This is a genomic window from Paenibacillus sp. 4624, from assembly GCF_050435065.1.
Lineage (GTDB): Bacteria > Bacillota > Bacilli > Paenibacillales > Paenibacillaceae > Paenibacillus > Paenibacillus amylolyticus_D.
Genome location: NZ_JBNDJR010000008.1, coordinates 238,864 through 251,216, shown reverse-complemented (window position 1 = coordinate 251,216; position 12,353 = coordinate 238,864). Strand labels below are relative to the sequence as shown.

11 protein-coding genes are annotated in these 12,353 nt (G+C 45.2%); 3 read left to right on the top strand and 8 right to left on the bottom strand.

What is annotated here, in order from left to right:
- Positions 1-150: 150 nt before the first annotated feature.
- The 8 genes from ABIE27_RS19525 to ABIE27_RS19490 all read right to left on the bottom strand — a co-directional run bounded on the left by ABIE27_RS19525 (position 151) and on the right by ABIE27_RS19490 (position 9,537).
- A complete protein-coding gene (locus tag ABIE27_RS19525; RefSeq protein ID WP_429351258.1) occupies positions 151-1,797 on the bottom strand; it encodes a S1C family serine protease in 1,647 nt (548 codons plus the stop codon).
- 155 nt (positions 1,798-1,952) lie between these two features.
- Positions 1,953-2,609, bottom strand: coding sequence for a response regulator (locus tag ABIE27_RS19520; protein WP_123065037.1), 657 nt, complete (start codon positions 2,607-2,609; stop codon positions 1,953-1,955).
- Positions 2,606-3,643: a sensor histidine kinase gene (locus ABIE27_RS19515; RefSeq protein ID WP_123065038.1), complete on the bottom strand. Its 1,038-nt coding sequence runs from the start codon at positions 3,641-3,643 to the stop codon at positions 2,606-2,608. Before ABIE27_RS19515 ends, ABIE27_RS19520 begins: the two co-directional genes overlap by 4 nt.
- Before the next feature lie 3 nt (positions 3,644-3,646).
- On the bottom strand, positions 3,647-4,696 hold the full coding sequence (liaF, locus tag ABIE27_RS19510; protein WP_123065039.1) for a cell wall-active antibiotics response protein LiaF: 1,050 nt from the start codon (positions 4,694-4,696) through the stop codon (positions 3,647-3,649).
- Between the two features lie 259 nt (positions 4,697-4,955).
- Positions 4,956-5,165 (bottom strand): hypothetical protein, encoded by a 210-nt coding sequence (locus tag ABIE27_RS19505; protein WP_090919874.1) that lies wholly within the window; start codon positions 5,163-5,165, stop codon positions 4,956-4,958.
- 112 nt (positions 5,166-5,277) lie between these two features.
- A complete protein-coding gene (locus tag ABIE27_RS19500) occupies positions 5,278-5,781 on the bottom strand; it encodes a 3D domain-containing protein (RefSeq protein WP_429351332.1) in 504 nt (167 codons plus the stop codon).
- Positions 5,782-6,247: 466 nt separating this feature from the next.
- Positions 6,248-8,185 (bottom strand): threonine--tRNA ligase, encoded by a 1,938-nt coding sequence (gene thrS / locus ABIE27_RS19495; RefSeq protein ID WP_123065040.1) that lies wholly within the window; start codon positions 8,183-8,185, stop codon positions 6,248-6,250.
- Positions 8,186-8,592: 407 nt separating this feature from the next.
- Positions 8,593-9,537 carry a putative sporulation protein YtxC gene (locus ABIE27_RS19490; protein WP_123065041.1) on the bottom strand — a complete coding sequence of 315 codons (945 nt, stop codon included), beginning with the start codon at positions 9,535-9,537 and terminating at the stop codon, positions 8,593-8,595.
- A gap of 263 nt (positions 9,538-9,800) precedes the next feature.
- On the opposite strand from ABIE27_RS19490, the gene ABIE27_RS19485 reads away from it, so the two are divergent.
- The 3 genes from ABIE27_RS19485 to ABIE27_RS19475 all read left to right on the top strand — a co-directional run bounded on the left by ABIE27_RS19485 (position 9,801) and on the right by ABIE27_RS19475 (position 12,247).
- The gene (locus ABIE27_RS19485) at positions 9,801-10,172 is read left to right on the top strand and encodes a hypothetical protein (protein ID WP_429351257.1); all 372 of its coding nucleotides are present in this window, start codon (positions 9,801-9,803) and stop codon (positions 10,170-10,172) included.
- Positions 10,173-10,509: 337 nt separating this feature from the next.
- The gene (locus ABIE27_RS19480; RefSeq protein WP_090919862.1) at positions 10,510-11,004 is read left to right on the top strand and encodes a cation:proton antiporter regulatory subunit; all 495 of its coding nucleotides are present in this window, start codon (positions 10,510-10,512) and stop codon (positions 11,002-11,004) included.
- Positions 11,005-11,008: 4 nt separating this feature from the next.
- Positions 11,009-12,247: a cation:proton antiporter gene (locus tag ABIE27_RS19475; RefSeq protein WP_123065043.1), complete on the top strand. Its 1,239-nt coding sequence runs from the start codon at positions 11,009-11,011 to the stop codon at positions 12,245-12,247.
- The last annotated feature ends 106 nt before the right edge of the window (positions 12,248-12,353 follow it).

Sequence of the window (12,353 nt, the reverse complement as noted above, 5' to 3'; positions counted from 1 at the left end):
GTTGTATACTCATTGTAACAGGCCAAAGCCCGATTCGCATCTTCTCCATATTAGAGAAGCCGTGCAGCATAATAAAGAATAGAAGCTTCGTGCAAAAAAAACGGAAGGGGCTACACCCTTCCGTTCCTATTCTTCATCTCTTTGCTGTAGTTATTGTTGCTGTGTTTGTGTTGTATCGTAATCATACTTGTTGCCAATCTTTACTTTCACATCAATCTTCTTGCCGTCACGCACAACATTCAACGTAATCTCTCCGCCGACTTTCTGAGTCTTGATAAAGTCGATCAGATCCTGGCTTGTTGCTTTTGGAGTACCATTTACGCCAGTGATGATATCATACGGTCTCAGATCAGACTGGTAAGCTGGCGATTGATATACCGTGCTTGCAACAACCGAACCTTCTGTAATATTTGTTCCCATTTGTTTAGCCACTTCTGGAGTGAGGTTCATCAGAGAAGCACCGATAAACGGTACAGGTTCTTTCGGAACATCTTTGTTCTCTTTCAGATATTTCACCGCTTCCGAGATGACACTGGATGGGATTGCAAAACCAATACCTTGAGCATCCGCACTTACAGCAACGTTCATACCGATAACTTCTCCATTCAGATTCAGCAACGGACCACCCGAGTTACCCGGGTTAATCGAAGCATCTGTTTGCAACAAGTGGCTGTATTCCCGTGTTTTACCTGTTTCTTGATCCGGAATGCTGATTGTACGTTCTTTGGCACTAAGAACACCTGCAGTTACGGTATGTTCAAAACCTTCCGGGTTACCGATGGCTACAAGCCATTCACCAACTTGTGTGCTACCCGAGTTGCCGAGCGGTGCTACAGGGAAATCTTTATCTCCGCTATTTTTCTCAATTTTCAACACGGCAAGGTCAAGATCAAAACTGCTTCCGAGCAATTTAGCTTCATATGGCTTGCTATTGTTCTCAAGTGTTACCTGAATGACATCTGCACCTTGAACAACGTGCTGGTTCGTCAGTATATAACCTTCTTTGTCAAAAATAAATCCGGAACCGATCCCCATGGGTACGAGCTGATTGTTAGCTTGAGGCTGTTGTTGACCTTGTTCTTGTTGTTGATTCCCACTAGGTCCACCAAGTCCGCCACCGAAGAAATATTGATACAAAGGATCGTTTGTATTCGCTCCACCTTGTCCAGAACCACGTGTGGACTGTTTCGCCAGCGTTTCAATTTTCACGACAGCCGGGCTTGCCTGTTTCACCACAGAGGATACATCCTCTTTACCTGTTGGCAACAAAGATGCTGTCACATTGTTGACTCCACCTGTATTGCTTGGTGTTTCCTGAGCAGATTCTGTTCCAGAATTCGTCAATGCGGCCTGTGGTGTAAACATGTTCGTTCTATCCGCTGTATACATCAGCACAGTAATCACTAGCATACCGGCGATAAAGGAGAACAGAAGGGATCTCACAGAAGACCGAGGTCTGCGGCTGTTATAGTTCCAGTTACCATTGTTGTTATTTCCATTCCCTTGGCCTCCGCCATGACCTGAACCGCCGCCACCAGAGATTCTGCCCGTTTGACCAGAGGCATCATGACTATGGAAAGAAGGTACAGGTTTTACTGGATCAGGTCTTGTAATCTCCACATTTCCTTCTTGCCTTGAACCATTGCCACTAGCTGTATCTTCCTGACTTACGGACTGGAAAGGACCGTAAGAATAATAATACGAGGAGTCATCATTTCCGGCAGGATTGCGGTTTTCAGTTTGATTTGTTTCCTTTTCCTCATCTTGTCGATTTGATCTATAATTACGTTCGTCCATGCCTCTCTACCTCCCAATCTCTTATTTGCAAGAGATATTCTTTAACTGTCCTTATTTTGTACTTTGAACCTTAATCGTACCTTAAAAACAATTAAAAAGGAGATAAAAGCATGCAATAATTGCTGTTTTTTCCCGTCATAGCAACATTTTCAGCCCTATTTCTTCACCCAGCCCTGTCGATGAGCATAAATAGCGAGCTGCGTCCGATCATCCATCTCACATTTCATCAGCAGGTTACTCACATGTGTTTTAACGGTTTTAATACTGATATGTAATTCTTCTCCGATATCTTTGTTGGTTTTCCCTTCAGCAATAAGTAGTAGCACTTCCTTCTCCCGATCCGTAAGTCCGGATTCACTTTCCCTCGCCGTCCGCTGCCGAATTCCTCGCGTTAACGCCTGTGACACATCCCCCGTCATCACGGGCATGCCTCTGTTAGCACCTTGAAGAGCATAGATCAGTTCTTCGGCAGATACCGTTTTCAGCACATAACTAACTGCTCCCGCCTCAATCGCTTGAACAACAAGATCATCTTCAAGAAAACTGGTAAGCATGACAATCTTCATACCCGGAAATTCAGACATAATGGCTTGCGTAGCCTCAGCTCCGTTCATCACCGGCATCATCAGATCCATCAGAATCAGGTCTGGCATTTCCGAATCCTTCATCTCTCGTAGCTGATCCAGTGCATGTTGCCCGTTTCCCGCTTCTGCCATCACATGGAACGTAGGCTCCAGCATGAGATAAGTCTTCAAGCCCATTCGTACCATGTCGTGGTCATCCACAATCATTACGTTTACTTTGCCATTCATTCTGTTTCCTCCTCGGACACGTTATCAAATTTCGGGATGAGCACTCGTACCGTTGTACCCGCTCCAGGCTTGGATATAATCTGGACTTGACCGCCCAGCTTCTCAGCACGTTCTCGCATCGTGGACAACCCATATGAACCTGGTCGCTCCGTCTGTTGTAAGAAACCTTGCCCGTCATCACTGATACTCATGCTGATCTGATGCTCGGATTCTCGGATGGCCAGACTAACAAGTCCGGCTTCAGCATGTTTAACAACATTGGCTACCGCCTCCTGAATAATGAGAAACAGCTGGTGCTCAATGGCATCCGAGACTCCGCCATCCAACTCCAGCTCTTTCACGCCTTTTAAACCATTTTGCCGACAATAGTCAGGGAACCAGCTGTCGAGTGCTGCAGCGAGGTCGCGCCCTTCCAATTCAATCGGCCTAAGTTGCGCGATCAATCCACGCACCTGGCGCTGTGCAATATGAGACATCTGAATTAACTGGTCGAGCACATTCCGACCATGCTCCGGATTCATCTCTAGTAGACGTGGAAGGGATGAAGCAGACATATGCATGGCGAATAGTTGCTGACTCACCGTGTCATGCAGATCCCTTGCCATACGTTTACGTTCTTCGATAACGGCACGCTCGGATGCTTGTTCCTTTTCAATAACCTCTTGCTCACCAAGCCGCTGGAGTAACCTCATTTTTTTCTCAATGGACTCCATCATTACATTAAATTCCTGATAGACCCGTCCAAAGGAAGCATCTTCCGCATCAGGCATCCGAACAGCAAGATTTCCTTTAGATACTTTCAACATATTGAGATCAAGCAGATCAATTTTGCGCTGAAGCCGCAATGCGGCGATATATCCGGTGACCACAGTTCCTACAACGACAACTCCGATATACGTCCATGCCCGATTGCGATTCTCCCCTGTAAGTACATCCCCATATAACAGATAGAATCCGCCCAGTGTAATCAATCCGGTTAACACGAAATACGTCATCAGTTCCCACTTGTTTGCTTTAAGAATCGTTCGAATCATAGGTTAATCCACCTTGTTTACTTTGACATCGCCAATAAAAACACTGACAATAATTCGGAGTTTCTTGCCGGCTTCATGATAATGCGGAGTTTCCTCCTGCGCATTTCCTATAAACCCTCCACGTTTCGTACCCAGAAGCTTCATATCTCCCAGAAAAGAGCTGGATGTCAATGAAATGCCCAGATCCATGTCTTCTGGGACAAAAATCTTAACATCACCAATAAAATGCGAAATGACAATTTTGGTTTCACCATACGGAATCTGCGCCTTGGTCAAATCAATAACGGTGTCACCAATAAATGAAGAGATGTTCATTGGTTTCAGCGTAAACACTTCTTTGCCCATATGAAAGTCACCAATGAAAGTGGATTTATTAAATGTTTTGCCATAGCCTTCTTCATATCCATACTTATAGTTATGAGAATTAGCGTGGCCGAAGCCTCCAAATTTCTGATCATCCGAATGTGAATGGTACTTCTGATGAGACTGTCCGAACTTTTCACTGTCTTTTTTCAGATTCGGTCCCTCTTCGGATTGAAAGGATTGATGCTTACTCGAGGGTTGCTCTTGCTTTGGTTTGCCAAATGTCTTCTCGAACTCTTCATCGAATGAAGAGGGCATCTCCAAATCTTGAGGGGACAACGGCTTATATGGCTTCTCAGGCGGTGGAGGCGGTGTTTTGCTTTCATTTCCGTGAGGTTTCCGATCCCGATGACCTGGTCCAATTAATACATATAACCCTCCGCCGATCAGCAGAATTGGAACGAGATAACGAATAAATTCTCCTAGGGAGTAACCAATCACGCCCAAGTTACGTGCAAGGAAGAATCCACCTATGGAAAGCACAACCACGGGCCCGATAACAGCATATCCCCCGTTACGGCGAATTTCCGTCAAACCTTTCACTCCCCACCAGATCAAAAACACCGGCCAGTATGTTCTGAATATATATCCTATATCAATGTCATATCCCAATTGTCTGAGCAAGATCAGTGCACCTATAGCGATAAGGGGTACGCCCACCCACCAACGGTCTAATGTAGATCGTTTCATCACACATGTCTCCTTTGTCTTTATTCTATATCCAGTGTACCTTAGACATGCTGAGGTTAACAGCGCCGACAGGTGGAAATTGTCTCAGTCTCGAGACTGAGGCTTGAGGAGAATTATGTAAATTTTATTTATTTAGAAAAGAGAACATAACCATAGGGAACATGAAAATGAAAACACCCCGGAGCAATCGCTCCGGGGTGTAGTTATCACCATTGATTCTTTATTCATCTTACATGGCGTAATGCTTTAATCTTGGAAATTACTTTTTCATTTTTCCTGCACGGCCAGTTTGACCTGTGTTTTCTACACCGAACTCGGCATTATATTTTTCATCAGGTGTTTGGAAATTATCTTGTACTTTGTTTTGAGCTGATTGCTTCACTTTGGACGCAGCGCTTCCATTCTCCTGACCAAACTCAGCATCATACTTCTCGTTTGGCGTTTGATAACCTTGGGATTTCTTTGCCACAACGAATCACCTCTCTCTTCATATTTACACTGCTTGTTGCAGTGCGGGGTTCGTCCCCAGTCAATATTATGTGAAGAGAGCCTTTTTGTTATTCAGGCATAACATTCCATCCTCAGATGGCTTTGTCGAGCCAGGAATCCGGTACAGTTTTATAGACATCAATCGCTTTGGACAACTCCGCCAGCATCTGCTCGGTACATTTCCCCGCCCCCTGCTTGATGACCTGTACTTCAACATCCTTTTTACCCCATTCTTTGTACACTTGCTTGGTCGTCGGAAAATACAGATCGATCTTGTTGCCTTTAATAGCCGAACCTGTATCAGCAACGATACCGTAACCGTAACCAGGTATATACAATATGGAACCCATCGGAAATAACTTCGGATCTGCTGCAATGGTAGATACGGTTTCTTTGTCCCGACGAACTTTTACCCCGGAATACGTAATACCGTATTGCGGATGTTTTGGCGTTTTACCCGTGGATTCGACTCCAGCTGTATATCCTGTTGCCGTCACCTTTTGGGTTTCCAAAATTTGTTCTGAACGCGGAGCCAGCACTGGCATAGCGGGATCAACCACTCGTTTGGCTGGTAATTCAGGTTTTGGCAGTACCATCGGCTGTGGAGACCACATAAAAGCCATGTATACGAGTGTGGTCAATTGAGTTTCGTCCGTGTATAAAGGTTCGTGTTGTTTTGCCCCGACTGTACGCTCGGCTTTTAAGTCACGAATCACATCGTGCTTGTCATTATTGTTCATTTCCTGAACATGCATGTCCGTGCTTTCCTCTTCAAATATATAGGCCTTGGCCTCATTGAAACTCATCAAAATCCCGGCAAATATGAAGCAACACATGATGATGAACTTGTGGTTTTCATTGAATTTTAAAAAATGCTTTTTCATGGTATAACCTCCCCCTCACTTGCAAAGGGTTACCAAAAAGAATCGATCCTATACCTTTTCTCAGACTATAGTTATAAAAACAAGCGCAAAAAACCGTCTGAAAACGATGGATTCAGCCATGTTCTCAGACGGTTTCTTTAGATTTATTTCGTTGTGACAGAGTCTAATTTATTTGGGATTAGACTTGTCTTGAAGCAATTTCTTCTTTCAACTGAGCGACAATCTCATCCACCAGCTTCATGCCCAGATCGCCCTCTCCGCGTTTACGTACGGATACGGATGCAGCATTTTTCTCATTCTCCCCCACAACGAACATGTAAGGCATTTTCTCCAGCTGTGCTTCACGGATTTTGTAACCCAGTTTCTCATTGCGAAGATCTGCTTCTGCCGCGATTCCTGCACGTTTCAGCTTCGCTTCTACTTCACGCGCATACTCGTCGTAATTTCCGGATACCGGAATGACTTTGGCTTGTACCGGAGACAACCAAAGCGGGAACGCACCTGCAAAGTTCTCCAGCAAAAATGCAGTGAAGCGCTCCATTGTACTAATTACGCCCCGGTGGATAACAACCGGACGATGCTTCTGTCCATCATCACCAACATATTCAAGCTCAAAGCGCTCAGGGAGCAAGAAGTCCAGTTGAACAGTAGAGAGCGTTTCTTCTTTGCCCAGTGCAGTTTTGATCTGTACATCCAGCTTCGGACCGTAGAATGCTGCTTCGCCTTCAGCTTCATAGAACGGAAGATCGAGTTCTTCCACAACTTCACGCAGCATGCGTTGGGACATTTCCCACATCTCATCGTTCTGGAAATATTTCTCGGTGTCTTGCGGATCACGGTAGGACAGACGGAAACGATATTCGTGAATGCCAAAGTCTTTATATACCGTTTGGATCAATTCGATAACACGAGCAAACTCTTCTTTGATCTGATCCGGACGTGCAAAGATGTGAGAGTCATTCAGTGTCATCGCACGTACACGGTGTAGACCTGTCAATGCGCCTGACATTTCATAACGATGCATCATACCGAGTTCGGCAATACGGATCGGAAGATCACGGTAGCTGTGCATATTGGATTTGTATACCATCATATGGTGAGGACAGTTCATCGGACGAAGAACCAGTTCCTCGTTATCCATAACCATTTTCGGGAACATGTCTTCCTGGTAGTGCTCCCAGTGACCTGAAGTTTTATACAGCTCTACGTTCCCCAATACAGGAGTGTAAACGTGCTGGTAACCCAGGCTTTCTTCCAGATCAACGATGTAACGCTCCAGTGTACGACGCAACTTCGCACCGTTAGGCAACCAGATCGGCAGACCTTGACCCACAAGTTGCGAGAATGTGAACATTTCCAGTTCTTTACCGAGTTTACGGTGGTCACGCTTGCGCGCTTCTTCAAGGAAGTGCAAGTGCTCATCCAACTGTGCTTTTTTTACAAAAGCAGTACCGTATACACGTTGCAACATTTTGTTCTTGCTGTCCCCGCGCCAGTATGCACCCGCTACGTTCATCAGCTTGAACACTTTAATTTTGCTTGTAGATGGAACGTGTGGCCCACGGCACAAGTCGAAAAATTCGCCTTGCTCATAGATCGTAATTACGCTATCTTCCGGTAAAGCATTGATTAACTCCAGTTTGTATGGGTCGCCGACTTCATTAAAAATGTTGATAGCTTCCGCACGGCTAACTTCTTTGCGCACGATAGGCAGATTTTCATTGACGATGCGTTCCATTTCTTTTTCAATCTTTTGTAAATCTTCCGGGTTAAGCGGATGTTCCAGATCCATGTCATAGTAGAAGCCATCCTCAATGACTGGCCCTACGCCCAGATGAACTTCCTTGTTACCGTACAGACGTTTTACCGCCTGAGCCAGCAAGTGAGCTGTACTGTGACGCATGACTTCGAGACCTTCAGGAGAATCCAGCGTTACGATCTCCACCAAAGCCCCTTCATGAATTGGAGTGGATAGATCCACCACGATGCCATCCAGTTTGCCAGCTGCGGCATTTTTGCGAAGTCCGCTGCTAATCGAAGCGGCTACATCCTCAATACTGCTTCCGTCTGCGTACTCACGTACGGAACCATCCGGTAGTTTAATGTTTACTGCCATTTGTCTCATTCCTCCTGTAAAATAAACATCCATTTACTTTGTCTTGCAATGGACTGGTCATCTATTGCGTGTTTCCAGTTAGCCCTCGGATCAACGAAAAATAACGCAAAAAACACCCGTCCCGGTCAAGGGACGAGTGTTATAACTCGTGGTTCCACCCTAATTCAGCTGGTTGTTCCTGTTTGCAGGAAAACAGCCCTCATTGGCATGTCGGTAACGGGCATGACCCGGCAAATCCTTACTCACAAAACCGCCATTCTTAAAAATGGTTGATTAACCGGTTTTATTTTCAAAATTGCAGCTCCAAAGGGGTAAACCATACGTGATATCCGGAGGAAATTTCAGCCCAGGTTCCTCTCTCTGCACCGATCAAACGTGTGGCTCTTGTCTTTGTCAACGCTTTTGTATCAACAGTTATTATAATTGCCCAGATCGCCTGCGTCAAGACTTGTCAGCAATCCAGAACGAAGCACTTCGCATTCGGGACATTGATGGCATATCTGCACCTTATCTTCGAATATCTGGCATATCGTTGAGATGATGGGTAACTCGGGTGTGCTGGTGTGCAACACGACTTTTTCCGGTGATATGGAAATAAGTGTACTCACGATCATGTCTTCAATATCCATCTCCAGTTCCAGCCCAGGCATCTCCACAACCACTTGTTCATCTTTCTGCACAGGCAACAGATTAAGTCCCGCATCAAGCACCTGAAATTCATGTTTGCCTTTGTGGATCAGATGGATTAAAGGAACTTTAGCCTCCTGAAAAAACACAAAATACTTTAACAGCCCCATGAACTCTTCATATTGACGGTCCATCCAGAACTCATCGAGTGCATATTCCACGAGCTCCTGCAATTCCTGCTTATAGGCACGTATACGGAAATTCAGGATGCCCTCCAGATGGAAAAAATGGATGTCCTCCAAATCCTGCCTCAAACCTCTCGCTAATGTTGCACGGCGGCGCTCCCGCAAACCCGGTTGATCCAAGTCACTATTCACGAGCAGCGGCATGCAGATGCGGTGAACCTTCTCGACTTCGTGTTCATCCATGACCGAGCATGATTTGGCAATAATATTCTCAACCATGCTCCGTTCCTGCGTTTCCATTATATAATCCGCGATACCCAGGGAAAGCAAATCGCTGATGCGTGGCAGCCACTGCTGGAAATCTTCGTGATTCTCATTGCCTCTGCACGTCCAGACTGCTCTGCCATCCTTATGTTTGAAGGTGAGCCGGAATCCTCTTTTACTTATATGTAAACCTTTGATTTTTTCCTTAATGCATTGTTGAAAAAGAGCTGCCTCCTCTTGCCCAGACACATCGGTCCATACTGCAAACAGTTCCATAAGAATCACTCCTTTCCTTTCTCTTCAAAGTATATGGCAAGGCCCAAAGGGATATACGAAGCGGTTTGATGGAAAGGGTGTCATGATTTCTCAGCATAAAACGCGAGCCAAAGTATTTTGGTAAAAAAGAATAATGGAAGGTTTCGTGAACTATGAATGAATGGTTTGGAGATCACGCAAAAATGTGTTATTATTTTTATAACAGTATCTTCACGGAAGGGGGGAAGCCGAAAATGAGACAACATCCTAGACTGCTCCATCACATGATTATCATCATTTTATGCGTCTTTCAGGCGCTTTGCTTCCCGGTTCCAATGCAGACAGAATCTGCCGTTGGTGTGTCCGTCGATGCCACTTCGAATAAAGAAGGGCTTGAAGTACTGTCTCAAATACCCGAGTCTCAGCAGAAACCTGTCATTCGCAAAAATACGCAAGTGATGTCTAAGCTGGCTGCAGTGAAGCAAACCAAGCCTGTATTTCTTGTCCTCGCATTGTTAATCGTGCTGCGAATTCCTACAGCAGGTCTGTCTTTTAAACCGTGGTATTGTCTGTTCAAACGCAGATTATTTCTGCTGCCAATTAAATACACCAGTATGTATTTATCCCTCTCCCCAATGGCACCGAGATACGCCTGAGCTCGTTAAGAGCCCGTTTGCCGTATTCGTCAGGTTGCCAGCGCATGGAGCCACCTCTTCGCTATAGACGGTGTTCTCATGCATAACTTATAACCCATGATGTAAACGTTAGTTTTGAAACACCTGGTTTGGAACTTTTATTTGTGGTCGTTTTATTTGTTGACTTTTATTTTACAAACAAATCTTGATTTCACATCATATATTCGGCTGTGTCAGGAATTACTGGCTCTGTTTCCCCGCACCATTTGATGTTCCACCTGAGCAGCAGATGAACTGATACGGGAAGAAAAGCCTTCCTTCTATGGCCAGCCTCAATTACTAAGGAGGCATACTATCCATGGATGTACGCGAAACAGATTTGCCGGGAATCGGCAAAAAATTTCAAATTGAAACGAGCAGCGGTGATAAAATCGTCATTATTATTCACGATGATGGACGCCGTGAAATGTATCATTTTGAATATGATGACCCGGATCAAAGCATCTCTATGATCACACTTGACGATAATGAGGCAAGACAGATTGCCGCCATCGTTGGCGGATTAACGTACAAACCGAAACAACTTGAAAATATTGAAGTCACCTTTGACGATCTGATTATCGAATGGTACAAAATCGAAGCGTCATTTGGATGCATTGGCAAATCCATTGGTGAATTGAATGTACGTCAAAACTCTGGTGCAACGGTCATTGCCGTTGTGGAGAAAAATCATAAAAAACATATCAGCCCAGGTCCGGAGGTTGTGATTAGCGCAGAATCTACGGTAGTCGCCGTTGGCGAACGCAACCAGCAGAAGCTTTTCAAGTCCCTCCTCCTGACGGGAAGGGGGTAACTCGATGGATCATTTGATTTTTGAAGTGGGTCTGGCACTGGTGCTCATTGCGGCAGCCGGCCTTTTATCCGCAAAACTGAGATTTTCGGTTGTTCCGTTCTATATTTTGATCGGGATGGCCGTGGGACCACATGCCATGCAAATCTGGCATCTGGACTTCCGATTTATTGAAAGCCAGCCGTTCATCGACTTTATGGGTCGGATCGGTATTTTGTTCCTTTTGTTCTATCTGGGACTGGAGTTCTCTGTAGGTCGTTTAGTCAAATCGGGTCGCTCCATCGTTGTTGGCGGCTCGATCTATATCGGGATTAACTTCACACTCGGATTAGTATTCGGTTTTGCCTCCGGTTTCCCGGCAGCTGAGGCACTCATCATTGCAGGTATAACAACTATCTCGTCTAGTGCTATTGTAGCCAAGGTGCTCGTTGATTTGAAACGAACAGCCAATCCCGAGACCGAGATGATTCTGGGTATTATTATGTTTGAGGACGTATTCCTCGCTGTATATATTTCCATCTTGTCTGGACTCGTACTGAGTGATTCATCCTCCATCGGAGGCGTAATCATGTCCGCACTGATTGCTCTCGGCTTCATGCTTATAGTCATCATTCTTGGACGTAAAGCCACACCTTTACTGAATAAATTGCTCAAGATTCGTTCCAACGAATTATTCTCACTTGTTGTTTTCGGGGCATTGTTCCTTGTCGCTGGTTTCTCCGAAACAATCCATGTCGCTGAAGCCATTGGTGCTTTGCTCGTCGGTCTTGTGCTTGCGGAAACGGAACATGCCAAACGGATTGAACATCTGATTCTGCCGTTCCGTGATTTCTTTGGAGCTATCTTTTTCTTCAGCTTCGGACTATCTATTGATCCGTTGTCCCTTGGCGGTGAAGCCGTTTGGCTCGCTTTGATTGCTGTAGTGATTACACTGTTTGGTAACTTCCTCGCAGGTATGCTGGCTGGACGCAGTGCAGGGCTTTCACCAAAAGCATCTGCTAATATCGGATTAACCATTGTGTCTCGTGGTGAGTTCTCCATTATTATGGCCAATATGGGTAAAGCCGGTGGACTGTTACCATTGCTTCAACCCTTTGCCGCGCTGTATGTATTGATTCTCGCTATTCTTGGGCCGTTGTTAACTAAAGAGTCCAAACACGTATTCCGTATTTTGGATAAAATATTCAAGTTCAAAGATCCTCGCAAGAAAAAAGAAGAACCTAAAGTTCTGCAGAAAGAAGGCTAAGTAACATGTCTGTGCAGAGCAGATCTATGTTTGTATTAAGCTACTGAGCGGCTGCATGCCGACCTTTCTGTGAAGAACCCAGGGAGAATGGCTCGAAGCCGCACTG

Bases quoted from the DNA above. Each gene is read 5' to 3' on its own strand.
- ABIE27_RS19515 (WP_123065038.1), bottom strand. From the start codon at position 3,643: ATGATTCGAACGATTCTTAAAGCAAACAAGTGGGAACTGATGACGTAT.
- ABIE27_RS19525 (WP_429351258.1), bottom strand. From the start codon at position 1,797: ATGGACGAACGTAATTATAGATCAAATCGACAAGATGAGGAAAAGGAA.
- ABIE27_RS19485 (WP_429351257.1), top strand. From the start codon at position 9,801: ATGATTATCATCATTTTATGCGTCTTTCAGGCGCTTTGCTTCCCGGTT.
- thrS (WP_123065040.1), bottom strand. From the start codon at position 8,185: ATGGCAGTAAACATTAAACTACCGGATGGTTCCGTACGTGAGTACGCA.
- ABIE27_RS19475 (WP_123065043.1), top strand. From the start codon at position 11,009: ATGGATCATTTGATTTTTGAAGTGGGTCTGGCACTGGTGCTCATTGCG.
- liaF (WP_123065039.1), bottom strand. From the start codon at position 4,696: ATGAAACGATCTACATTAGACCGTTGGTGGGTGGGCGTACCCCTTATC.
- ABIE27_RS19520 (WP_123065037.1), bottom strand. From the start codon at position 2,609: ATGAATGGCAAAGTAAACGTAATGATTGTGGATGACCACGACATGGTA.
- ABIE27_RS19490 (WP_123065041.1), bottom strand. From the start codon at position 9,537: ATGGAACTGTTTGCAGTATGGACCGATGTGTCTGGGCAAGAGGAGGCA.
- ABIE27_RS19500 (WP_429351332.1), bottom strand. From the start codon at position 5,781: ATGGTACTGCCAAAACCTGAATTACCAGCCAAACGAGTGGTTGATCCC.
- ABIE27_RS19480 (WP_090919862.1), top strand. From the start codon at position 10,510: ATGGATGTACGCGAAACAGATTTGCCGGGAATCGGCAAAAAATTTCAA.